25 protein-coding genes and 1 riboswitch are annotated in these 22,310 nt (G+C 38.0%); of the genes, 20 read left to right on the top strand and 5 right to left on the bottom strand.

What is annotated here, in order from left to right; genetic code table 11:
• Positions 1–80: 80 nt before the first annotated feature.
• From JZO83_RS12695 to JZO83_RS12675, 5 genes are all read left to right on the top strand, one after another.
• Positions 81–554, top strand: a complete 474-nt coding sequence (locus JZO83_RS12695; protein WP_206856208.1) for a DUF523 domain-containing protein — start codon at positions 81–83, stop codon at positions 552–554.
• Complete coding sequence (locus JZO83_RS12690; RefSeq protein ID WP_010735001.1) at positions 544–882, top strand: putative DNA-binding protein; 339 nt, start codon at positions 544–546, stop codon at positions 880–882. The genes JZO83_RS12695 and JZO83_RS12690 overlap by 11 nt, the downstream gene beginning before the upstream one ends.
• A gap of 20 nt (positions 883–902) precedes the next feature.
• Entirely contained in the window at positions 903–2,321 is a 1,419-nt protein-coding gene (gene ffh, locus JZO83_RS12685; protein WP_207115969.1) for a signal recognition particle protein, read from the top strand.
• Between the two features lie 102 nt (positions 2,322–2,423).
• Positions 2,424–2,987: a DNA-3-methyladenine glycosylase I gene (locus JZO83_RS12680; RefSeq protein WP_207115968.1), complete on the top strand. Its 564-nt coding sequence runs from the start codon at positions 2,424–2,426 to the stop codon at positions 2,985–2,987.
• Positions 2,988–3,000: 13 nt separating this feature from the next.
• Positions 3,001–3,522, top strand: coding sequence for a dihydrofolate reductase family protein (locus JZO83_RS12675; protein ID WP_207115967.1), 522 nt, complete (start codon positions 3,001–3,003; stop codon positions 3,520–3,522).
• A 69-nt stretch (positions 3,523–3,591) separates the two neighbouring features.
• On the opposite strand, the gene JZO83_RS12670 is transcribed toward JZO83_RS12675, so the two are convergent.
• A complete protein-coding gene (locus JZO83_RS12670) occupies positions 3,592–4,146 on the bottom strand; it encodes an NAD(P)H-dependent oxidoreductase (RefSeq protein WP_207115966.1) in 555 nt (184 codons plus the stop codon).
• Positions 4,147–4,461: 315 nt separating this feature from the next.
• Between JZO83_RS12670 and rpsP the strand changes: the two genes are divergently transcribed.
• The 12 genes from rpsP to JZO83_RS12610 all read left to right on the top strand — a co-directional run bounded on the left by rpsP (position 4,462) and on the right by JZO83_RS12610 (position 14,233).
• Positions 4,462–4,737, top strand: coding sequence for a 30S ribosomal protein S16 (gene rpsP, locus JZO83_RS12665; RefSeq protein ID WP_010735006.1), 276 nt, complete (start codon positions 4,462–4,464; stop codon positions 4,735–4,737).
• An 11-nt stretch (positions 4,738–4,748) separates the two neighbouring features.
• The gene (locus tag JZO83_RS12660; protein WP_206856194.1) at positions 4,749–4,997 is read left to right on the top strand and encodes a KH domain-containing protein; all 249 of its coding nucleotides are present in this window, start codon (positions 4,749–4,751) and stop codon (positions 4,995–4,997) included.
• Positions 4,998–5,104: 107 nt separating this feature from the next.
• Positions 5,105–5,944 (top strand): hypothetical protein, encoded by an 840-nt coding sequence (locus JZO83_RS12655; RefSeq protein ID WP_206856192.1) that lies wholly within the window; start codon positions 5,105–5,107, stop codon positions 5,942–5,944.
• Positions 5,945–6,074: 130 nt separating this feature from the next.
• Positions 6,075–6,599 carry a ribosome maturation factor RimM gene (gene rimM, locus JZO83_RS12650; protein ID WP_207115965.1) on the top strand — a complete coding sequence of 175 codons (525 nt, stop codon included), beginning with the start codon at positions 6,075–6,077 and terminating at the stop codon, positions 6,597–6,599.
• Positions 6,589–7,326, top strand: a complete 738-nt coding sequence (gene trmD / locus JZO83_RS12645; RefSeq protein ID WP_206856299.1) for a tRNA (guanosine(37)-N1)-methyltransferase TrmD — start codon at positions 6,589–6,591, stop codon at positions 7,324–7,326. The genes rimM and trmD overlap by 11 nt, the downstream gene beginning before the upstream one ends.
• A 144-nt stretch (positions 7,327–7,470) precedes the next feature.
• Entirely contained in the window at positions 7,471–7,818 is a 348-nt protein-coding gene (gene rplS, locus JZO83_RS12640; protein WP_002286913.1) for a 50S ribosomal protein L19, read from the top strand.
• A gap of 316 nt (positions 7,819–8,134) precedes the next feature.
• The gene (gene rsgA / locus JZO83_RS12635) at positions 8,135–9,106 is read left to right on the top strand and encodes a ribosome small subunit-dependent GTPase A (RefSeq protein ID WP_207115964.1); all 972 of its coding nucleotides are present in this window, start codon (positions 8,135–8,137) and stop codon (positions 9,104–9,106) included.
• A 768-nt stretch (positions 9,107–9,874) separates the two neighbouring features.
• Positions 9,875–10,885 (top strand): acyltransferase, encoded by a 1,011-nt coding sequence (locus JZO83_RS12630; protein WP_207115963.1) that lies wholly within the window; start codon positions 9,875–9,877, stop codon positions 10,883–10,885.
• Positions 10,886–10,929: 44 nt separating this feature from the next.
• Entirely contained in the window at positions 10,930–11,484 is a 555-nt protein-coding gene (locus JZO83_RS12625) for an RNA polymerase sigma factor (RefSeq protein ID WP_207115962.1), read from the top strand.
• Complete coding sequence (locus JZO83_RS12620; protein WP_207115961.1) at positions 11,477–12,202, top strand: hypothetical protein; 726 nt, start codon at positions 11,477–11,479, stop codon at positions 12,200–12,202. The genes JZO83_RS12625 and JZO83_RS12620 overlap by 8 nt, the downstream gene beginning before the upstream one ends.
• The gene (locus tag JZO83_RS12615; protein ID WP_207115960.1) at positions 12,199–13,083 is read left to right on the top strand and encodes an ABC transporter ATP-binding protein; all 885 of its coding nucleotides are present in this window, start codon (positions 12,199–12,201) and stop codon (positions 13,081–13,083) included. The genes JZO83_RS12620 and JZO83_RS12615 overlap by 4 nt, the downstream gene beginning before the upstream one ends.
• Positions 13,070–14,233 carry an ABC transporter permease subunit gene (locus JZO83_RS12610; protein ID WP_207115959.1) on the top strand — a complete coding sequence of 388 codons (1,164 nt, stop codon included), beginning with the start codon at positions 13,070–13,072 and terminating at the stop codon, positions 14,231–14,233. Before JZO83_RS12615 ends, JZO83_RS12610 begins: the two co-directional genes overlap by 14 nt.
• Positions 14,234–14,685: 452 nt before the next feature.
• Here the strand turns inward: JZO83_RS12610 and ppdK are convergent, their stop codons facing one another.
• The gene (gene ppdK / locus JZO83_RS12605) at positions 14,686–17,304 is read right to left on the bottom strand and encodes a pyruvate, phosphate dikinase (protein ID WP_207115958.1); all 2,619 of its coding nucleotides are present in this window, start codon (positions 17,302–17,304) and stop codon (positions 14,686–14,688) included.
• 168 nt (positions 17,305–17,472) lie between these two features.
• Here ppdK and JZO83_RS12600 point away from each other — a divergent pair, with 168 nt between their 5' ends.
• Together JZO83_RS12600 and JZO83_RS12595 are read left to right on the top strand one after the other, a co-directional pair.
• Positions 17,473–18,102, top strand: a complete 630-nt coding sequence (locus tag JZO83_RS12600) for a helix-turn-helix transcriptional regulator (RefSeq protein WP_206856181.1) — start codon at positions 17,473–17,475, stop codon at positions 18,100–18,102.
• Positions 18,103–18,114: 12 nt separating this feature from the next.
• Positions 18,115–18,927, top strand: a complete 813-nt coding sequence (locus JZO83_RS12595; RefSeq protein ID WP_207115957.1) for a pyruvate, water dikinase regulatory protein — start codon at positions 18,115–18,117, stop codon at positions 18,925–18,927.
• A 68-nt stretch (positions 18,928–18,995) separates the two neighbouring features.
• Here JZO83_RS12595 and thiE read toward each other — a convergent pair whose 3' ends face one another.
• The 3 genes from thiE to thiD are packed head-to-tail and all read right to left on the bottom strand — an operon-like array spanning position 18,996 to position 21,242.
• Positions 18,996–19,634, bottom strand: coding sequence for a thiamine phosphate synthase (gene thiE / locus JZO83_RS12590; RefSeq protein ID WP_242542649.1), 639 nt, complete (start codon positions 19,632–19,634; stop codon positions 18,996–18,998).
• Complete coding sequence (gene thiM / locus JZO83_RS12585) at positions 19,621–20,433, bottom strand: hydroxyethylthiazole kinase (protein ID WP_207115956.1); 813 nt, start codon at positions 20,431–20,433, stop codon at positions 19,621–19,623. Before thiM ends, thiE begins: the two co-directional genes overlap by 14 nt.
• A complete protein-coding gene (thiD, locus tag JZO83_RS12580) occupies positions 20,430–21,242 on the bottom strand; it encodes a bifunctional hydroxymethylpyrimidine kinase/phosphomethylpyrimidine kinase (protein WP_207115955.1) in 813 nt (270 codons plus the stop codon). The genes thiM and thiD overlap by 4 nt, the downstream gene beginning before the upstream one ends.
• Positions 21,243–21,319: 77 nt before the next feature.
• A riboswitch (TPP riboswitch) is annotated at positions 21,320–21,417 on the bottom strand.
• A 228-nt stretch (positions 21,418–21,645) separates the two neighbouring features.
• Between thiD and JZO83_RS12575 the strand changes: the two genes are divergently transcribed.
• A complete protein-coding gene (locus tag JZO83_RS12575; protein WP_207115954.1) occupies positions 21,646–21,903 on the top strand; it encodes a TfoX/Sxy family DNA transformation protein in 258 nt (85 codons plus the stop codon).
• Positions 21,904–22,310 lie beyond the last annotated feature (407 nt).

Raw genomic sequence — 22,310 nt, 5'->3', positions numbered from 1 at the left:
CAGGGTCAAGGACTATTTAACCAGCTAAATAAATGGTATAATATAAAAGCAATTTGCTCAGTTAAAGGAGAAAACGTACGATGATCGGAATCAGTGCTTGTTTAGGTGGTGTTTTGTGTCGTTATGATGGTCGAGATAAAGCGATCCCAGCATTAAAAAAACTCGTGGCAGAAGGTCAAGCAATCATGATCTGTCCCGAAGTAGCAGGGGGCTTGCCCATTCCAAGAGAACCAGCAGAAATCGTTGGCGGTGATGGATTTGATGTTTGGCATCAGCGGGCAAAAGTTTTGACGGTCTCTGGTGAAGATGTCACCGAAGTGTATAAAAGTGGGGCAATCAAAGCCTATCAACGACTCAAGGAAAAACAGATCTCAACGTTGATCCTAAAAGCAAATAGTCCTTCTTGCGGTTCGACAAGCATTTATGACGGCACTTTTTCTGGAACGTTGAAAGAAGGCACTGGCGTAGCCACCGCCTATTTTCTCCAACAAAAAATCAGTGTCTGCTCGGAAGAAGAGTGGATGGATCAACGAGGTGAGTTGAATGGAAATTGAAAAAACCAATCGGATGAATGCTCTTTTTGAATTTTATTCGACACTGTTGACTGAAAAACAGATGAACTATATGGAATTATATTATGCAGATGATTTTTCACTGGGAGAAATAGCTGAAGAATATGAAGTCAGTCGTCAAGCAGTCTATGATAATATCAAACGTACGAGCAAGATCTTGGAGAATTACGAAAAAAAACTCCATCTTTTTTCTGATTATGTCGTTCGTGAACAGTTGTTGACGGAATTGACGAACTATATCAATGAACAGTATCCTGAAGACCAAACGCTTCAAGGATATATCAAAAAGATCCAAGAAATCGAAGAATAACAAAAAGGAATGAAAAAAATATGGCATTTGAAAGCTTAACTGAACGCCTGCAACAGGCGATGTCAAAGTTACGAAGAAAAGGAAAAGTCTCTGAAGCTGACGTCAAGGAAATGATGCGCGAGATCCGTCTTGCGTTATTAGAAGCCGATGTCAACTTACAAGTCGTCAAAGATTTTACAAAACGTGTGCGGGAACGCGCTGTCGGTGCAGAAGTACTCGATAGTCTTTCACCAGCGCAACAAATCGTAAAAATCGTTGACGAAGAATTAACAATCACTTTAGGATCAGAAACCGTTGAACTAAATAAATCGCCTAAGATCCCGACAGTCATCATGATGGCCGGTTTACAAGGGGCAGGGAAAACTACATTTACTGGTAAGTTAGCGAACTATTTGAAGAAAAACGAAAATGCTCGCCCTTTATTGATTGCCGGTGACGTGTATCGTCCTGCTGCGATCGACCAATTGAAAGTTTTAGGACAACAATTAGATGTTCCTGTGTTTGATATGGGTACGGATGTTAGTCCAGTAGAAATCGTTCGCCAAGGGATGGAACTCGCTAAAGAAAAGAAAAATGATTATGTCTTGATCGATACAGCCGGACGTTTACACATCGATGAAACATTGATGGATGAATTGAAACAAATCAAAGACTTGACGCAACCAAACGAAATCTTACTTGTCGTCGATGCGATGACCGGGCAAGATGCGGTCAATGTTGCGGATAGCTTCAATCAACAGTTAGGAATCACTGGGGTCGTCATCACAAAATTAGATGGGGATACTCGTGGGGGTGCTGCGCTGTCGATCCGTTCCGTTACTGGTGCGCCAATCAAATTCATCGGTTCTGGTGAGAAGTTGACTGACCTAGAAGTCTTCCATCCAGATCGAATGGCTAGTCGTATCCTTGGTATGGGGGATATGTTGACGCTGATCGAAAAAGCGCAACAAGACTATGATGAGAAAAAAGCAGAAGAGCTTGCGCAAAAAATGCGCGAGAACTCATTTGATTTCAATGACTTCATCGAACAGTTAGATCAAGTGATGGGCATGGGACCAATCGAAGACCTGCTAAAAATGATTCCGGGAATGAATCAAATGCCAGGGATCGAAAACATCAAGGTCGATCCAAAAGATGTGGAACGTAAAAAAGCAATGGTTTATTCAATGACCCCTGCTGAACGTGAAAATCCAGATCTATTGAATCCAAGCCGTCGTCGTAGAATCGCTGCTGGTTCAGGAAACAGCGTCGTTGAAGTCAATCGCATGATCAAGCAGTTCAAAGAATCCCGTAAGATGATGCAACAAATGTCTAAAGGGGATATGAACATTCCTGGCATGGACCAAATGTTTGGCACAGGTGTCAAAGGGAAATTAGGAAAAATGGCGATGAATCGCATGATGAAGAAAAACAAAAAGAAAAAGAAGAAAAAGAAATAATCGGTGACCACGTAGAAAAAAGCTTCGAAGACGTATCTAGTTTTGTCTTCGGAGTTTTTTTATCCACTGTTTTAAGATGTTAAAGAGAGGGAGATGAAATCGATGAAACGATGTCCATGGAGTGAATCAACTGAAAACATGCGCACCTACCATGATACAGTTTGGGGCGTACCTGAATACGATGACCAAAGACTATACCGCAAATTGATGCTCGATATCAACCAAGCAGGACTTAGCTGGCAAACAATTTTGAATAAAAGTGATGCGTTTGATGAAGCCTATGATCAGTTTGACCTTGAAAAAGTTGCCAAATACGATGACAACAAAATCGAAGAATTGCTGGATAATAAAGGCATCATTCGTAATCGTCGGAAAATCGAAGCCGCGATCACTAACGCACAAGCAGTACTTGCAATGCAAGCAACCGGACAAAGTTTTTCTGATTATCTCTGGTCTTTTGTGGATGGTGAAGTTGTCACCGGCAATTACAAAGACCAAAGTGAAGTGCCAACCACTAGCGAACTTTCTGATCGTATCGCCAAAGACCTGAAAAAACGGGGATTCAAATTTATTGGCAGTACGACTATCTATGCCTTTTTAGAAGCAGTAGGGATCATCAACGATCATTTAGTGACTTGTTTCCGTCACGGAGAAGTCAAACCTTAAAGGAGGAGCATGTATGTCTAAAGTCATTTTTTATGGTGCAATCAGTCTGGATGGCTATTTAGCCACAAGCAACGATGACTTGCAGTGGCTCTTTGATACGCCAACAGGAGAGAAAACGACCTATGATGCATTCTACCAAACGATCGATACGACGATCATGGGCAGAAAAACCTATGAAGAAGCAAAAAAATATTTAGATACAGCCAAGATCTATCCAGAAAAAAATAATTATGTATTTTCGACAGATATAGAATTACAGTTAGAGGATGCGACAGTCGTTCATGAAGATCCTGTTCGTTTTATCAAAGAATTGCAGGAATCTAGCGAACAAAGGATCTGGGTAGCTGGTGGAGGAAGTCTACTTAAACCGATCATTGAGCATCAACTGATCGATGAATGGTACATTCAAATTGCTCCTGTATTACTTGGGAAAGGGATTCGTCTTTTTCAAGAAGGAGACTATGTACAGCGGTATCAATTGGTGGACACGAAACGCTTTGGTGAGTTTATCGAACTGCATTATCGGAAAAAATAGCCGTTGTTTACAAAGAAAAACCACGAAACTAAAAGCTGTTTCGTGGTTTTCTTGTAAAATAGGCAAATATCAAGCGTTCAATTTTTCAGCGAAATCAAGATACGCATCTAAAATCGTTTGGAAGAAATCAACAGTTCCTTGGATAATGTTGCCATCTTCATCAAGTAAGTTAGTGATATTTCCGATATACGCTTCTGGTTGTTGTAATGTTGGAACATTTAAAAAGACCAATGATTGACGCAAATGATGATTTGCCCCAAAACCACCGACGCCACCAGGAGAAGCAGTAACTACTAACCCAGGTTTTTTATCCCAAACGCTTTGACCATAAGGACGTGAACCAACATCCAACGCGTTTTTCAATACAGCTGGTACGGAACGATTATACTCAGGAGTCACAAATATCACGCCGTCTAAATCTTTGACCTCTTCACGGAAACGTGTCCATTCGGCAGGTGTTTGCTCAGGTGTTTCAATGTCTTCGTTATAAAAAGGAAGGTCATCGATTTTTATAAATACAGGCTCGTATCCTTCCGGTAATAAGTCCGCAAAAGTTTCTGCAACTTTCTTATTGTATGAATCTTTTCTTAAACTTCCGATGAAAAAACCAATTTTCTTTGTCATAAAACAATTCCTCCTTCAAACTTTCTATATTTATCTTACTAAAAATAAGTAAACCGAGCAAATAAAAAGACTTAGGTTATTTATTGTGAGAGATTAAGTAAGAAAATAGTTAAGAAATCGGCTATTTGGAAGGATAAGGAAAGCAATCTCCATCATCTCTCTATCACTATAGAAGTAATTGAAAAACTCGCTATCTAAATCAAGGAACAATAAAAGTTGAAAAAAATCAGACTGTAAAGAAAAAAAGCTTTACAGGGTAAAAAAAAACTGGTACACTACATCTTGTGAATAAAACAATGGAGGTGGAAATATATAATGGCAGTTAAAATCCGTTTAAAACGTATGGGTTCTAAAAAGAGTCCTTTTTACCGTATCGTCGTAGCTGATTCACGTTCTCCTCGTGATGGACGTTTCATCGAAACTGTAGGTACTTACAATCCTTTGAAAGACCCTGCAGAAGTAGTTTTAAAAGAAGATTTAGTACTTGACTGGTTATCAAAAGGTGCACAACCTTCAGATACAGTACGTAACATCCTTTCAAAAGAAGGCGTTATGAAAAAACATCATGAAGCTAAATTCTCAAAGAAATAAGGTGACCGGATATGAAAGATTTAAGCGAATTAGTCTTAACAATCGTTCGTCCGTTAGTTACTTATCCTGATCAGGTCCAGTTAGAAGTCGTTGAGTCGCAAGATTTTTACGAATATAATCTAACGGTGGCTCCCGAAGATATTGGTCGTATCATCGGTAAACAAGGGCGAGTTGCAAAAGCAATCCGCACGATCGTTTACGGAGTACGGATCAACGCACCGAAAAAAGTGCGTTTGAATATCATCGACAATAAGGAATAAACTGTTTCGTTTTTGCGAAACAGTTTTTTTTATATTCCTTAGAGGTCTTATTTGGCAAAAATAGGTACAAAGCGTATCCTTAATAGTAAGAGAGGAGTGTGTTTCTAATGAAAAAAATAGGTTTGGTCAGTTTGTTTGCAGTCGCTTTACTAGGTGCTTGTCAAGCACCAAGAGAAACGACCCAAGAAACAACAAATGAAAGTGTTCGTACGACAGAAACAAGTACTTCAAAGGAAGAAGCAAGTACTTCAAATGAAGAAATGAGTTCATCTTCCACAAGTAGTAATGAGACAAATGATTCGTCAGCTGAAACGAGTACAAGTACACAAGAAAATTCGACTCAAACTGCCTTCGAGCAATTAAAAAAAGAACATCCTGATACACCAATGCCGCAGGATATCCCAACTGCGTCAGCTCATTTGAACATTGCAGCAACCATGACAAAACAAGGTTTTTCTGTTTTATACTATCAATCAGAGCAAGCACTACCGTTGAATGACGCATCATTGAATCAAGCAGAACCAATCGCCTCTTATCTTTATCAAGATGGCTTCGCATCTTCCCAAGAAACACTGAATACCATCCAGCCATTTACGATCGATACTGGTGGCAGACAAGTCGATCTCGGCTATAACATCGTTGGTTATCAACAAGGCGCTGCTGGTTCTTCGATTCTTGAATGGCAAGAAGGAAATTGGCGTTTACGCATACGTGCCAGCAATATAGAAGGGCAAGATCCCGTTCCTTTGGCTAAACAGATCGTGACTTACTTAGAATCTGCACGATTACCAGCCCCAGAAAAGGTCGGAACCATTGAAATCAATATGACCGACGGGACGAGTCAAAACACGCGGATCATTTGGCAAAAACCAACCACTGTTTATACGATCACGAACCAAGATTCAATGAATGCACTAAAAATGGCTGTTTCGATGGAACAACAATAAAAGAAGACTAGAATTGCCGAGTGCCGCATGCTAAAATAAACAGGAAACTGTAGATGCACTCTGGAACTGAAAGCAAGAGAAGAACGAATGAGCAGAGTGACAAGAATCATGAAAGAAATGAGGACAAAAGTTGACTGAATATCTAAATGTTGGCAAGATTGTAAATACTCAAGGAATCAAAGGCGAAGTCCGTGTCATCTCAACCACAGATTTTCCTGAAGAACGCTATAAAAAAGGATCAATCTTGACACTCTTCCAAGAAGGAAAAGCACCCGTAGAATTAACGGTCAAGAGCCATCGAAAACACAAAAACTTTGATTTACTCAGCTTTGAAAATCATCCTTCCATCAATGATGTTGAAAAATACCGCGATGGCATTTTACGTGTCTCAAAGGAAGATTTGGTCGAACTGACAGAAAATGAGTATTATTACCATGAAATCATTGGACTAAAGGTGATCGATGAAAACGAAAAAGAACTAGGAAAAATCAAAGAGATTTTATCGCCTGGTGCAAATGACGTTTGGGTCATCCAACGACCAAAGAAAAAAGACGCACTGATTCCTTATATCGATTCCGTTGTTCAAGAAGTCGATGTTGAAAATGGCTTGGTCCGTGTGACATTATTAGAAGGATTGATCGATGATGAAGATTGACGTATTGACTCTTTTTCCACGAATGTTTGAAGGGCCGATGGGCGAATCGATCATTGGAAAAGCCGTCGCAAAAGAATTGCTAGAAATCAATGTATCAAATTTCCGTGAGTATTCGGATAACAAACATCAAACGGTTGATGATTATCCATATGGTGGTGGGGCAGGCATGTTATTGAAAGTCCAACCGATCTATGACAATATCAAAGCAATCGAGGAAAAACATCCAGAAACAAAAAAACGGGTGATTCTACTTGATCCGGCAGGGAAACCATTCAACCAAAAAATGGCAGAAGAATTTTCTGAAGAAGAACACCTTATCTTTATTTGTGGGCATTACGAAGGCTATGATGAGCGCATCCGCTCACTTGTAACGGATGAAGTATCACTAGGTGATTACGTCCTGACAGGTGGCGAGCTAGGCGCAATGGTCATGATCGATGCTACTGTTCGTCTATTACCTGATGTGTTAGGAAATCAAACATCTGCACAAACCGACTCTCATTCTACTGGTTTACTTGAACATCCACAATATACAAGACCAGCAGAATTCAAAGACATGAAGGTGCCAGAAGTCTTGACCAACGGCAATCACAAATTGATTGAAGAATGGCAACTAAAAGAATCCCTGCGTCGGACGTACCTACGACGACCTGATATGTTAGAAAAACTCGAAATGACCCCACAAATGGAAAAAATGCTCTCTGAGATCAAAAAAGAAGAAGCTTGATGTGTCACAAAAATCGAAAATTTTCTTTACACTCACTGTGCAATGTGATAGTATTCTATGGTGAGTGTAAAAACACTTAACTATTACGATGTTCCGCTGTGAGAAACTACTCATAAGAATGTTTGGAATAAGGAGAAGAAAACAATGAATCCATTAATCGAAGAATTAACAAAAGAACAACTACGTTCTGACATCCCAGCTTTCCGCCCTGGTGACACTGTACGTGTTCACGCGAAAGTTGTCGAAGGTACTCGTGAACGTATCCAGTTATTTGAAGGTGTTGTAATCAAACGCCGTGGTGCTGGAATCAGCGAAACTTATACAGTACGTAAAGTTTCTAACGGTGTAGGCGTTGAGCGTACATTCCCATTGCACACACCACGTGTTGCGAAAATCGAAGTTGTCCGTTACGGTAAAGTACGTCGTGCAAAATTGTACTACTTACGTGCATTACACGGAAAAGCAGCTCGTATCAAAGAAATCCGTCGTTAATTTCTTATTATCAGACAGAGGAAGAACCCTTGAATTTTCAAGGGTTCTTTTTTTGTCGTTAGAAATCTGTTTACGCCGTGGTACCAGCTATGCTATAGTAAAAGTGAAATCAAATGAAAGAAGGTGAGTATAATGAAAAAAAATATCAACCAACCGAAGCTCTTTGTGAACTTGAATTTATCATACTCACCATGGATAGTTGTCTAGTATTGATCGTAAATGCTAACGATAGTGATGGAATGTTGATAACTTTGTGATTCGCAAATGAGCGGGTCATAAAGTTTTTTTTATTTCTAACTATCAAAGGAGTATCAATATGACATCAAACAAACATCATGCTTCACTTACTCGTGGTAGGATTACAGTTAGTTATGGAAGTACCTACCATATTCTGAGTAATGATGAAGAAATTTCAGCAAAATTGTCGGGTTCACTGAGACACCAAGCGGCTTCGCAAAGTGAATTACCGGTTGTTGGTGATTGGGTGAAATTCCAACTATTACCGGATAATAAAGGCATCATTCATTTTGTCGAAGAACGATTCTCTAAATTTTCTAGAAAAACCTCGGGCAACCGTTCCGATGAACAAATCATCGCAACGAATATCGATTGGCTTTTTATTGTGAGTAGTTTAAATAACGATTTTAATCTACGAAGAATCGAACGCTATTTAGTCGCAGGTAAACAAAGTGGCGCTAAACCAGTGATCATTCTTACGAAAGCTGACCTATGTTCGACGATCGATCTATATTTCGTTCCACTGTATGCGTTAACGACAGATATTATTGTTACTAGTTTTGGCGATGATAAAGGTATCCAACAAATCGCAGACTTATTAGCAGACGGGCAAACAGGCGCACTCGTTGGTTCCTCGGGTGTAGGGAAATCAACGCTCATCAATCGATTGGTGCAGAATGAGACCATGCACGTGTCAGCAATCAGAAAAGAAGATGATAGAGGACGCCATACCACGACACATAGAGAATTACTTGCGTTACCAACCGGTGGATTTTTGATCGACACTCCAGGAATGCGAGAATTCCAACCATTCCAAGAAGAGCAGTTAGATAGCCAATTTGAGGATATTGTTCAACTCTCCTTCAATTGTCGATTCAGGAATTGCCGACATGATCAAGAAGCTGACTGCGCAATCAAACAAGCAATCGAGAGTGGCGAACTATCAGAAAATCGCTATATGAACTATTTGAAATTACAAAAAGAGTTGAGCTTTCAAGAAAAGAGAATCCGTGAAAAGGAGAAGCTCCAGAATAAAAGGAAAAAGAAATAAAATAGTCTAACTCTAAAAAAGTAACCACAGCCTAAACGTTCGCTGCGTTGGCTGTGGTTACTTTTTTTGGAAAATTATGGAACATAAAAAAGCACACAACCTTGTATGATTAAAGTGACGCAATCTAATTAAAAAGAGTATACCTTATGTTTAAAATCATACCATCCAATCAAATAATCTTAGCGCTAGATATGGAACAGTTTATCTCTGACACTAACGTTACTTTTGGCGTCAATGCCTCGGTAAAGAGCTCTTCGGTGAATAAAGTATACCAAGCTTGACATTCAGTGGATTATCCAAAAATGAGGCTGAAATTTTCTTAATGTCTGTACTCAATGTGATTTTACGTATAGAAAGATTGAAAATTTTTAGAAATAGGTAAAACCCTTTATATTATCGAATCTACAAGTAACATTGATAAGATTTTTGAGGATCGTATTTTCAATTTTATCCGGTCAGAGTTAAAGGAGATGACAGTGATTTGTGTTACACATAGTTCGTCGGTGCTAAATCACTTTGAAAAGTCTATTGTGATTGAAAACGGAATGGTCACAAACGTTGCCGAAAACTCTGAGCTGTTAAAACAAAACCAAATGTTCAGAGCGATGTTTACTTAAGATAAAAATGAAACTACCGAATGAGAGAAACGATTAAAGAGTTTTTTCATTCGGTAGTTGTTTAAATTTATTAGATTTTTCTAATCTTTAAATGATTTTTTGTGTTTTGTAGTTAATTACCGATGTAAGAGTAAGGTTATAAGGAGAAGTTATGAAGAACAAAAATCAGAATCTATACATTGCCCAGTTCATTGCATCCGTGTGTGTTGTGGTTGTTCACTCTGGCACGATCGTTAGTGATCCGACATTGCATTTTGTAGTGAAAAGCATGGTATGTCGAATTGCGGTTCCGTTTTTCTTCGTGAATAATGCGTACTTCTTTCGATTGAATAGCAAAAGAGAAGAGTATTCCCAAAAGTGGCTGAGAAAGATAGTACGTCTCTATACAATGACATTTATACTTTACATACCCCTTGGCATTCAGTTAATACAACAGACAGTCCATCTTCATTGGGGATTACTACCCATAGTACTAGTTGTCAGCTTCTTTTATAGTGGGAGCTTCTATCATTTGTGGTATTTTCCTGCCTTAGTATTTTCGTTAGTTGTTGTGAAGTACTTGGTTCAAAAAATAGGTTATAGATGGATGTTTTTCATTTGTTTCCTGCTCTTTTCAATTGGTTCTATTGAAACATATTCAGCATTTTTTTCTAATCCTCTCATAGTTTCATACATGGAAAAATATTTCAGTGTGTTTGTAACTACAAGAAACGGCTTATTTTTTAGTCCACTATTTGTTATCATAGGCTTTTTTTTGGCGGATAATAAGTGTAGATTAGAAAAACACTTCAAGTTACTTTTCTATGGATTGGTATTTACAGTTCTTATTGGCTTATTTGAGGGGATGATCGTATTTCAAAATCAAGGAGTTGATAAGAACTTCATGTACTTCACTATTCCATTGACGATGTGTTTGTTTGGGCTATTAGTTATTTCGAAAAATAAAATCAGCGGTTTTGAAAAGTTGAAACCTTATAGTCAAAGTGTATTTTTGCTACACATGATGCCTATTCAAATTTTTAATTTATGGCATGACGAGATTACTCCTCTTACCGGCTTATTTCGTACGGCGATTGGAGTGATAACTCCACTCATTATTGCCTGGGGTTATGGCAAGGTAAGAAGAACAGTTTTAGAAGTAAGAGTTGCAAAAATAAAGTAGATACAAGCGGATTCTGACTCCTTGATAGATTGAAAGAGAGGTAGGTGAGAAAGATCAAAGACTATCTAATTATCCTGAAAATAAAGTCAGGAGATGTTGGCGCTTGGGAAAAACTTGTTGAGAAGTATTATGACAAAATTTTCAATTATTGTAAAAGAAGATTTTTTGGGAAAAGTGGATTAGCCGAGGACTTGACTCAAGAAACGTTTTTGAAAGTAATAAGTAGTATCGATTCTTATAAATTCTCAGGAAGTTTTTTCAATTATCTTTTCACCATTGCTGTGAATACGTGTAATAGCTACAGCAAGAAAAATGATTTTGACGAAGTAGTATTTGATGAATCTTACAATAAAGAGTTAGATGAGCAGGACTATAACGTTGACTTTGTAAATGAACAAAGTAGGATCATTCAGCGTGCGTTAGACCAACTTCCAGAATATCAAAGAGAAGCAATCATATTAAAATTTTTCTATGATATGAAAATTAAGGAAATAGCACAAGTAACTAAAACGAGTGTGCCAACAGCGCAATCAAGGATTCAACAGGGACTAGTCAAGATGAAACGAATACTGAAAAAGGAGGAATATTATTTTGAATAGAGACTATCTGAAAAATGATACTTCTACCCAAGAAGCAAAAAAAAGAATAATGAAATTGGGAAAAAAACAAATGCTTAAAAACCAAATTTCAAGAAAATCTTATTTAGGTTTATTTTTATCATCAATTAAGTTTGTGGGATGGAAATTGTGGAGTATTCAATTTACACTTATAGGATTCTCCTTGTTTCTTATATTCTCAAAGGGTGAAATGAGCTATGAGAATGTTCTGAGAGGGCTAACGGTAATGGTTCTATTTTCAGTGATATTTTTTACAGATGAGCTATTTAAAAGCTTCACGAGTAATATGTGGGAGCTAGAGCAGACGTTTAAATATGATTTAAGGCAGCATACAACGATGAAAATGCTTATTTTTGGTTTATTTGACTTCCTTTTGATAGTGATTCTTGCGATGGCGGGTAAACAGTTATTCCCTATTTCTTTTTTTTATTTTGTGTTGTATCTTCTCGTGCCATTTAATATTTTCTGTATTGTTTTATTCTCGATTTTTACTCTAATGCGAAACAACTTGTCGAACATATTGATTTGGAGTAGTTCAGGGGTACTAGTGGCAGCAACGATTATTATTGAAGGAATGTTCAATATTTATAGTTTGCCACTTTCTTATTGGGCGATTATTTATGGGGGGACTTTAATTGGACTTTTTGCATTGATAAGCGAAATGTTAAAGAAACATAATATGGGAGGTGATTTTATATGAAATTAGAAATAAAGAATATTACTAAGAAATTCGATGAAATAAAAGCTTTAAATGATGTTTCTCTGACTCTAAATTCAGGGGTTTATGGTTTACTTGGAGCCAATGGTTCAGGAAAAACAACCCTTTTTAGGTTGATTTGCGGAGTGATTAAATCTGATGGTGGAGAAATTTTATATAACGGCAAGGATGTAACAGCAGACAGTGAAGCATTCAGATCTATTCTCGGTTTCTTACCACAAGATTTCAGTTATTATCCAGATTTTACGGGGATAACATTTATGCTTTATATCTCAGCATTAAAAGGATTGAGAGGAAAACTAGCAAAAAGACGATGTTTGGAATTGCTTGAATTAGTTGGTCTCTCAGATCAAAAGAATAAAAAAATAAAGAAGTATTCGGGTGGTATGAAACAAAGATTAGGAATTGCCCAAGCGTTGATTAATGATCCTGAAATTCTGATACTTGATGAACCAACAGTAGGATTAGATCCAAAAGAGCGAGTGAGATTCAGAAACCTAATCAGCTCCCTATCAGAGAATAAAATTATCATTTTATCTACTCACATTGTATCTGATGTGGAATATATTTCGAATGAAGTGTTGGTTTTAAATAAAGGTGTGATTCAAGATAGAGGAATAGTAACTCAATTGATGGCTAATATCGAAAACAGTGTGTGGGAAGTCAAAACATCGCTTGACGAGATTAATTCATATTATCAAAAATATCTTGTAAGCAATCAAAAATATGTAGATGATAGTGTCTTATTAAGAATAATTTCGGCCGTAAAACCAAATGATAATGCTTTCCATGTGAAGGCAAACTTGGAAGATTTGTATTTATATTATTTTAGAACGGATGATCAAACTAATGCAGATTTTTAAATTTGAAATTGAAAAAATATTGAGAAATAAATCGTTTATCGGAGCTGGCTTTGTCCTGTTATTGAGCCTTTTTGCAATAGTTTATATTGGCTTTTATCATTCGCAACTTAGGGGAGCTAAAAATATTACTGATGTTTCGGGTAGGGAATCAATTGAAAGATATCTAGATTTTACAGATGAGTATCAGGGAGAGTTGACAGATCAAAAGATTAAAAAGATTACATCAGACTATTTGAAAATTTATCAGGATAAGAAAATAAAAAATAATCAAATATTTGATTATTTTCAATGGTCAGTGGTAGATACATTCACAAATCAAGAGGAGCAAGATGTTTATGTTGAAATGACGAATACCATTAGGGATGGTCAAAAGTATACCATTGACGATGTGAATCTTTTATCTATGGAAGATGTGGGTTTTAAAAAAGTAAGCTTTCCAATCAAAATAGGGAATTTTAAGACTTGGACGGATTTGTTTAATGTCACCGCCACTGCTTTTGTTCCAGTTTCACTATTTGTTATTCTATTCTGCTCGATGCTCTTTGCGAATGATACTTCAAAAAATATTGTTCCTTTGTTGTTGTCTACAAGATACGGTAGAACAAAAATGACAACATCTAAGATCCTAGTTGGAACAGGTATGGCAATAGCTTCCTTCTTTATTGTTCAATTAATAATTTTAATAATATTTGGCATTTATTATGGATTTAGTGGGTGGGATGTGAGCATCCAAGCCAACTTGGATTGGAAGGTTTTTGATTTTCCACTGGAATGGAATATGCTCCAAGGTTACATGTTCGGTGTTGCTTTCCATTTAATAGGATTGTTGTTCATCGCTGGCGTAACTATGTTGATTTCAAGTTTGAGTAGTTCGCCGTTTAGTGCTTTAGCCATTTCGTTAGGAGTCTTTGTCATTCCGCAACCACTGACACATGTTTTTATATCAGGAGTACCAAATAAAATACTGTATCTCTTCCCAATCAACACATTTGAAATCGATAAGGTGATGTTGTGGATGAGCCGAGATAATATGTTCTTCTTCCACTCATTTGTTGCAAATATTACCTTAATACTTATCGGTCTGTTGGTGACAAAAGTTGTGTTAGATATAATTATATATGTAAGAATGAAAAATCTCAGCCTTACGTAAATCATCAAAGAGAGATGTAAGTAAAAATAGCATATTTCGGTGGAGTTTAGTCAAAATGTTGGACAAATTTTGAGACATTTTTTTGATAAGAGAGTGCCTAATATTAAGGGAATAATCTGGTTAAAATTCTGCAAAATAAAATGAGAGAAAGATATTGAAAAATGTGTTTCCCCTAACTTTACTTAGTTTTAATTGCAAATGTTTTAAGTATTAGAGTAATGTTCATAAAACATTTTATTTCAGAGATTCCTCTACAAAATAGTTTAAAGAATTGAAGATCAACGATGAATTCAAGGATCAGTGTATGTAAATTGACTGCGTAATCAAACAAGTAATAAACAATGGTAAACTAGCAAAAAATCGCTCATGCTAAATAATCTAATCGAAAAAAGTAACTACAGCCTAAACGTTCGCTGTGGTTACTTTTTTATCAAATATAAAGAAACAAATCGTTAAGATCGACGACTACGGATCGCAGCCTGTGCTACGGCTAATCGAGCAGCGGGGATTCGGTAAGGGGAGCAAGAGACATAGTCGATTCCGATCGCTTGAAAGAATGGAATGGACTGTGGGTCTCCGCCAACTTCTCCACAAATGCCGATCGATAGCTCTGGTTTGATTCGTCGAGCATTCGAGACAGCGAGTTTGATTAATTGACCAACCCCTTGTTGATCCAAATGTTGGAACGGATCTTGTGTCATGATTGCTTTTTCTTGGTAACGATTGATGAATTTTCCGATATCATCACGAGAAAAGCCGTAGGTCATTTGGGTGAGATCATTTGTACCAAAACTGAAGAAATCAGCCTGTTCTGCTAATTGATCAGCAATCAAACAAGCGCGAGGTAATTCGATCATCGTACCGATCTGATATGGAAACGGTGAACTATTTTGTGAGTTGAAAGTTGCTTCAATCGTTTCGATCAACAGCGTTTTGAGATGCAATAGCTCTTCTTTTTCAGCAATCAACGGGATCATAATCTCTGGGATAACTGGTATACCTTCTTGTCTTAAGCGAATGGCACTTTGCATGATCGCTTTGACTTGCATCTGGTAGATCTCAGGCGTAGTGATCCCTAGTCGGCACCCTCGATGCCCTAACATTGGATTGGTTTCTTTCAAGGCTTCGATTTTAGTTGTTAATTCATTGACTGGCTGACCCAATTTTTCTGCTAAAAGTTGAATGTCTTGCGGATCATGGGGGAGAAACTCATGCATCGGTGGGTCAAGTAAACGAATGACCATTGGTTTCTCTTGCATCGTTTGGAACATCTGATAAAAATCATCTTCTTGGAATGCTAATAACTTTGTCAAAGCGGTTGTCATTTCTTGGGTATTATCAGCTAAAATCAAACGACGCATTTCTAAAATACGTTCTTCTCCAAAAAACATATGCTCAGTCCGTGCTAAACCAATTCCTGTAGCACCAAAATCAAGAGCTGTTCGTAAATCAGTTAATGTTTCAGCATTGGCACGTACGTCCAAATCGGCAACTTCATTGGCCCAGGATAAAAATAAAGCTAGATCTTGATTGTTTTCTGCAACGACTGTCGGAAGCTCCCCTAAATAAATCTCGCCGGTATTGCCGTTGACCGAGAGGATGTCGCCTTCGGTTAGTCGAACGTCTTTCGTTATGACAGTTTTTGTTTCTTCGTCGATCGTCAAGGTCTCTGAACCTGTTACACAACAAGTACCCATCCCTCGGGCAACTACAGCAGCATGAGAGGTCATCCCACCACGACTAGTGACGATTGCTTCACTCACGATCATTCCTTCGATATCTTCCGGTGAGGTTTCTTGCCGAACTAAGATGACTTTACTTCCTAGTTCATGTCGTTCTTTTGCTTTTTCTGCGGTGAAGACGATCTCACCCGTTGCGGCGCCTGGACTAGCTGGTAAACCTTGTGCAAAAGCGGTTGCTTGTTTGAGGGCAGTGGGTTCAAAAATTGGATGGATCAGTTGATCGATCATTTCTGGTTCCACGCGCATCAAAGCTTCTTCTTTTGTAAGTTTCTTTTCCGCAACTAAATCAGTCGCGATCTTTAAAGCAGCTTTCGCTGTCCGCTTGCCATTTCTCGTTTGTAAAATAAATAGTTTACCATTTTCCACCGTAAATTCAATATCCTGCATGTCTTTGTAATGTGTTTCTAGCATTTGTGCGTAGTGCAAGAAGTCTTGATAAACATCTGGCAGGCGCTCACTTAATTCTTGGATCGGTTGTGGTGTACGAATACCAGCCACCACGTCTTCTCCTTGGGCATCCAAAAGAAACTCACCAAAGAGCTGATTCTCACCAGTTGACGGATTCCGAGTGAATACGACGCCTGTACCGCTTTCATTTCCGCTATTGCCAAAAACCATCTCCTGAACGTTGACCGCTGTTCCTAAATCATGGGCGATACCATGTAACTCACGGTAAACATTCGCTCGTGGATTATTCCAAGAATGAAAGACGGCTTGGATCGCTTCTTTCAACTGATCCATTGGCTGTTGAGGAAATACTTTTTTATGTTTACTAAATAATTCTTTATATTTTTCGATCAAAGATACTTGTTGTTGTTCGTTGAAATCAGCGACAGATTTATTGTTTGCTTTTTCTGCTTCTATCAGTAAAACATTGAAGCTTTCTTTGTGGATACCATAAACAACGTCGCCAAACATTTGTAACAAACGACGATAGCAGTCGTATGCAAAGGATAAATTGGTTTGTTCTGCGAGCGTCCGGACACGTGAATCATTCAACCCTAGATTAAGAATCGTATCCATCATACCAGGCATAGAAAAGACGGCACCGCTTCTGACTGAAACTAATAATAAGTCCTCGTCGCTCCCAAATGTTTTGTTGGTTTCAACTTCCAAGCGTTTGATCGCTGTTCGAAGCTCTGTTGCCAAATGTTTTTCAAAGAAAGTAGCATCATTAAGATAGCGCATACAACTTTCCGTAGTCAAAGTAAAGCCAGAAGGAACAGGCAAGCCTAAGTGTGTCATTTCAGCTAGATTTGCACCTTTTCCACCTAATAATGCTTTATCTTTACTTCTACCTTCACTAAAATCATAAATCCATTTTTCCATGAGATGAGCCTCCATTGATTTAATGTGAGTCATATTTTGTATAAATACATCTTAATATGACTCATATATATCTGTCAATTAGAAAAATAAAACGCAAATTTATTTTGAAATCGCTTTATATATGTGTATAATAAATAATGTAAACGAAGGAGGGAGGAAAAGGCTAAGATGAAATTAAGTGAACGACAAAAAAAAGTCATTGAGATCGTCAAAAAAACACAACCTGTCAGTGGAGAAAAAATTTCTGAACTCTTAGACGTATCCAGAGCGACATTACGGTCGGATTTATCTTTTTTAACGATGGCCGGTATACTTGAAGCAACGCCCAAGATCGGCTATACCTACACTGGCTCAGACTTAGAAACGCTTTTTTTCTTTAAAACGTTCACAGTAAAAGTGAGTGAGGTCATGGTACCGCCTTTACTGATCGATTTGAATACTTCGATCCGAGATGCAATCACAACGTTGTTCGTGTATGATGTCGGCTCGATTTATGTCATTGATGAAAACAAACAATTGGTCGGCGTATTGTCGCGAAAAGATTTATTGCGTGCTTCACTGAATACAGAGATCGATCACACACCTGTCGCTCTTTGTATGACTCGGACACCGCACATCAAAACTTGTACGAAGCATACCGATATATTGGAAGCAGCAACGATTCTTCAAGATTTTGAAGTAGACTCTCTACCCGTTGTCGATGAAGCGGATGAAAGCAAAGTAATCGGGAAGATCACTAAATCAAAAGTATTGAATTTTATTACTCAGCAAGCGAGGAATGCTGAACGAAATCGATAGGGGGATTTTTACATGAAAAATGAAGTCAATGTTTATTCTATCTCAGATTCACTAGGTGAAACATCGCAAAAATTGTTATCTGCTGTGATGGTCCAGTATCCTAATTTGGTATTCAATAATAACTATAAATTTCCTTTTGTGAACAAGAAAGAAGAACTGTTACCTATCTTAGCCGATGCATTGCGTGATAAAGCGATCGTGATCAGCACACTAGTGAATCTGGAATTATCAGAAGCTGCCAAAGCTTTCAGTAAAAAAACAGGCTTACTCTATATCGATTTGATGCATCCGTTATTTGAGATCATCCATGCAAAAACAGGAATGCAACCGATTGAAGAACCAGGGGCTGTCCATAAATTAGATACAGAGTACTTCAACCGGATCTCTGCCATCGAATTTGCGGTTAAATATGACGATGGAAAAGATCCAAAAGGGTTCTTAGATTCGGATGTCGTCCTTCTTGGCGTTTCTCGAACATCAAAAACGCCGTTGAGTATGTATTTGGCAAATAAAGGCTATAAAGTGTCAAATCTTCCGTTGATTCCTGAAGTCCCTTTACCAAAAGTATTAGAAGAAGTAGACAAAAAGAAAATCGTCGGCTTGATCTGCCATCCAGAAAATCTAGTGAGAATTCGTAGCAATCGCTTAGATTCTTTAGGATTACATCAAACGTCTAGCTACAATAATTTAGAAACGATCAATAAAGAATTGGAATACTCCCAAGAGATTTTCGATCGCTATGGCAATTTTGTGATCGATGTATCGGATAAATCGATTGAAGAAACGGCTTATCTCGTTGAAAATCATTTGAAAAGTTTGAAATGAGTCACAAGGTAAAAAGCAATCTGTGTAAATGTATATGAACGTTTACGCAGATTGCTTTTTTTGTTTTATTATTTGATGAATTTGTTGATTTGGGTGAAAAGTTCTTGAGTTGCTTTTTTGATTTCTTGCTTTGCCAAGATCGCTGAAACAACGGCAAAACCTTGGATCGGGAAGTCCTTGAATGCTGCAATCGTCCGTTCGTTGAGTCCACCGATCAAAACAACAGGAATCGAAACATTTTGAAGAATATTTTTTAGTTCAGTTTTTGTTACTTCAATTGCATCTGACTTGGTAGAGGTGGGGAACATCGCACCTACACCTAAGTAATCCGCACCGGCTTTTTCCGCTAAAATCGCCTGTTCAACGGTCTGAACGGAAGCACCGATGATTTTTTCAGGTCCGATCATTTTTCTCACCATAGCAACAGGTAAATCTGTTTGACCAACATGTACACCATCTGCATCACAAGCTAATGCAATATCTACGCGATCATTGATGATCAACGGAACTCCATAGTAATCTGTCAATTCTTTGAGACGATGAGCCTCTTCAAAAAAGTCACGTGAGCTGGCTGCTTTTTCCCGCAACTGTAAGACGGTGATTCCTCCATCAAGTGCTTGTTTCACTGCTTCTTGAAGTGTATGTGATTTTAGCAGTGACTGATCTGTGACGAGATACAAACGATAATCGATGTCATTTTTCAACATAATTTCCTCGTTGGGTCAATGTTTGTTGGTCGATACGACTGATCTCATCGATCAACGCGACACGAAAGCTTCCGGTACCTGTTGTTTGTTCGAAAGCAAGTTCTCCTGCAATGCCCATTGCTAAAACAGCTGTAGTGGCTGCATAGAAGAGTTGATCGGGGAAACTACCACAAAAGCTACCAATCAAGGAGGTGAGCATACAACCGGTACCAGTGATCCTACTCATTTCAGCACAACCATTATGCACTAAGATGTTTCGTCGTCCGTCAGAAATCACATCAACAGCACCAGTGATCACTACGATACATTCATGCGCTGTTGCTAATTGATCTGCAATCAGTTGCGCTTCTTCAATCGAGCTTGTATCACTCGCCGAGGCATCGACACCTTTTGTGGAACTTGTGATTCCGGCTAAGAAGCGGATTTCTGAAATATTACCACGTATCACGGCACAATTCAGCATATTAATGATCGATCTGGCTGTTTCATTACGGAAGTCAGATGCGCCTGCGCCAACGGGATCAAAAATGATTGGAATCCCTTTTTTATTAGCTGTTTGTCCAGCTAAAAGCATGGAATTTACCGTACGTTCGTTCAACGTTCCCATGTTTAGTACCAATGCTTGTGACATCCCTGTGATTTCCATCACTTCCAGCACTTCATCCGCCATGATCGGTGAGCCACCGATTGCAAGTGTCAAATTTGCACAATCGTTGACAGTCACATAGTTGGTAATATGGTGGACCAAAGGATTGTTCGTACGTACCGTCTCTACAGCTGTTTCTAAAAATGTGTTCATTCGTTTTGCTCCTCCTTTAAGCCATTGCGATAAAGCGAATAAAAATGATTGGTCGGACCATGTCCTTTGCCCAATTCTAGTGAATGCTCGATCGCCATGGTGATATATTTTTTGGCCTTTGAAACTGCTTGTTCTAATGTTGCACCCAAGGCAAGTTGTGAAGCGATTGCAGAAGAGAAGGTACAACCAGTTCCGTGAGTATTTTTTGTGGGGATGCGTGCTGAACTATAGGAATAAAGGTTTTCCCCATCAAACAAGACATCAGTAGCTTCACCTGAACGATGACCGCCTTTGATCAGAACAGCACTCTGACTTATTTCATGAATGGCTTTTGCTGCTCGCTCCATTTCTTTCACTGAAGAAATCGAACGATTCACGATTTTTTCTGCTTCTGGAATATTTGGTGTGATCAATGTTGCCAATGGTAAGACCTCTGCAATCAATGTGTCGATCGCTTTAGGCTCCATCAGTGCGTTCCCGTTTTTCGCATACATCACAGGATCTAAAACCACATGTTTAGGTTGCCATTCTTTAAGACTATCAGCGACAGCTAACATGGTATCTGCACAAGACAACATCCCGATTTTGACAGCGTCTGGGTAGATATCTTCAAAAACAGCTGTCATTTGTTCGTTGATGATCGTCGGTGAGATGTCTTGATATGAAATCACACGAGCGGTATTTTCAGCAACGACTGAGGTGACCACCGACATGCCGTAAACACCATGAGCGGCAAATGTTTTTAAATCGGCTTGGATACCGGCGCCACCGCTACAATCTGAACCGGCAATACTTAGTACTTTCTTCATCAGGTTCCTCCTTAAAATAGAAAAAAAGACATTCTTCCAGTATAGAAGAATGCCTTGATTGTTTCGATTTCGCATCAACAAAAAGGACATTTGCTCCCTACGCTGGTATCAACCAACAGGTTCAAAGGGTCAGGTTTTACCTTCTCAACGCAATAACGTCCCCCCGCAAACAAAATCATATTCGGTTACTAGTTAATCATATCTGAAAAAAAATAAAGAATCAAGTTTTGCAGAACTTGCCTATCATTGAACGGATAATAGTAACAGCTTACTTTATTAATTCTCAATAATGTCCTTAAATGAAGGGTATCGCATTTCACAAAATGCTATACTAAAGAAAAACGAATGATCAAGCTCAGTTATTATGCAACATATAAAAACCAAACTTATGAAGGAGGATTCTATGACAGAATTAGGAAATCTACCGAATATCGGGAAAGTGCTTGAAGAAAATTTACGAACGATTGGTGTGACGACGGAAGAACAACTCAAAGAAAAAGGGACGGAACAATTATTCTTTGAGATTCGACAAAAGGTGGACAGTGGCGCATGTCTACAAATGCTTTATGGTATCGAAGGGGCAATGAAAGGCAAGCGTGCACGAGATTTAACAAAAGAAGAAAAAGAAAAGTTAAAGCAATTTTATCGAAGCCTTAGCTAAAATAAATAAGCAACGAGATAAGGAAACTGTAGATGTTTTCGTATCTTGTTGCTTATTTTTCTGTGAGTTTTTGGAAAAAAAGTGAATTGTTATAAATATAGGAGCAATCATTTGTTTTACTTTTTCGATCAAAATAATCAATTAAGATAGAAAATAGCAAGTGATTGTAAATTAAAATTTGTAAATAAAATAACATTATTGAGTTTTTTTATAACTATTTACAAAAAAATAAGCAAGAAATAAGTTAGATAACAGGTGATTTTATTCAAAAATGATAGACGAAGAAAAGAAATGTTTGAAGATATTTAATTCAATAGATTAAGTGTTTTTGAGCATGTTTTATAAAAAACTCATACAATTTTAATGTAAAATTTGCTATAATTAACTTGACAGTAAACTAATAATTG

Origin of the sequence: Enterococcus sp. DIV1298c (assembly GCF_017316315.1) — a bacterium.
GTDB classification, from domain to species: domain Bacteria; phylum Bacillota; class Bacilli; order Lactobacillales; family Enterococcaceae; genus Enterococcus_B; species Enterococcus_B mangumiae.
The sequence above is the reverse complement of the archived record's forward strand: the minus strand, read 5'-3'. Positions and strand labels throughout refer to the sequence as shown.

What these genes read in the sequence shown, in the direction of transcription:
- JZO83_RS12660 (WP_206856194.1), top strand. Translation starts at nt 4,749, where the DNA reads ATGAAAGATTTAAGCGAATTAGTCTTAACAATCGTTCGTCCGTTAGTT.
- rpsP (WP_010735006.1), top strand. Translation starts at nt 4,462, where the DNA reads ATGGCAGTTAAAATCCGTTTAAAACGTATGGGTTCTAAAAAGAGTCCT.
- thiM (WP_207115956.1), bottom strand. Translation starts at nt 20,433, where the DNA reads ATGAACACATTTTTAGAAACAGCTGTAGAGACGGTACGTACGAACAAT.
- JZO83_RS12595 (WP_207115957.1), top strand. Translation starts at nt 18,115, where the DNA reads ATGAAAAATGAAGTCAATGTTTATTCTATCTCAGATTCACTAGGTGAA.
- JZO83_RS12690 (WP_010735001.1), top strand. Translation starts at nt 544, where the DNA reads ATGGAAATTGAAAAAACCAATCGGATGAATGCTCTTTTTGAATTTTAT.
- rsgA (WP_207115964.1), top strand. Translation starts at nt 8,135, where the DNA reads ATGACATCAAACAAACATCATGCTTCACTTACTCGTGGTAGGATTACA.
- trmD (WP_206856299.1), top strand. Translation starts at nt 6,589, where the DNA reads ATGAAGATTGACGTATTGACTCTTTTTCCACGAATGTTTGAAGGGCCG.
- thiD (WP_207115955.1), bottom strand. Translation starts at nt 21,242, where the DNA reads ATGAAGAAAGTACTAAGTATTGCCGGTTCAGATTGTAGCGGTGGCGCC.
- JZO83_RS12575 (WP_207115954.1), top strand. Translation starts at nt 21,646, where the DNA reads ATGACAGAATTAGGAAATCTACCGAATATCGGGAAAGTGCTTGAAGAA.
- JZO83_RS12670 (WP_207115966.1), bottom strand. Translation starts at nt 4,146, where the DNA reads ATGACAAAGAAAATTGGTTTTTTCATCGGAAGTTTAAGAAAAGATTCA.
- JZO83_RS12680 (WP_207115968.1), top strand. Translation starts at nt 2,424, where the DNA reads ATGAAACGATGTCCATGGAGTGAATCAACTGAAAACATGCGCACCTAC.
- JZO83_RS12695 (WP_206856208.1), top strand. Translation starts at nt 81, where the DNA reads ATGATCGGAATCAGTGCTTGTTTAGGTGGTGTTTTGTGTCGTTATGAT.
- JZO83_RS12675 (WP_207115967.1), top strand. Translation starts at nt 3,001, where the DNA reads ATGTCTAAAGTCATTTTTTATGGTGCAATCAGTCTGGATGGCTATTTA.
- JZO83_RS12610 (WP_207115959.1), top strand. Translation starts at nt 13,070, where the DNA reads ATGCAGATTTTTAAATTTGAAATTGAAAAAATATTGAGAAATAAATCG.
- ppdK (WP_207115958.1), bottom strand. Translation starts at nt 17,304, where the DNA reads ATGGAAAAATGGATTTATGATTTTAGTGAAGGTAGAAGTAAAGATAAA.
- JZO83_RS12655 (WP_206856192.1), top strand. Translation starts at nt 5,105, where the DNA reads ATGAAAAAAATAGGTTTGGTCAGTTTGTTTGCAGTCGCTTTACTAGGT.
- rplS (WP_002286913.1), top strand. Translation starts at nt 7,471, where the DNA reads ATGAATCCATTAATCGAAGAATTAACAAAAGAACAACTACGTTCTGAC.
- thiE (WP_242542649.1), bottom strand. Translation starts at nt 19,634, where the DNA reads ATGTTGAAAAATGACATCGATTATCGTTTGTATCTCGTCACAGATCAG.
- ffh (WP_207115969.1), top strand. Translation starts at nt 903, where the DNA reads ATGGCATTTGAAAGCTTAACTGAACGCCTGCAACAGGCGATGTCAAAG.
- JZO83_RS12630 (WP_207115963.1), top strand. Translation starts at nt 9,875, where the DNA reads ATGAAGAACAAAAATCAGAATCTATACATTGCCCAGTTCATTGCATCC.
- JZO83_RS12600 (WP_206856181.1), top strand. Translation starts at nt 17,473, where the DNA reads ATGAAATTAAGTGAACGACAAAAAAAAGTCATTGAGATCGTCAAAAAA.
- JZO83_RS12615 (WP_207115960.1), top strand. Translation starts at nt 12,199, where the DNA reads ATGAAATTAGAAATAAAGAATATTACTAAGAAATTCGATGAAATAAAA.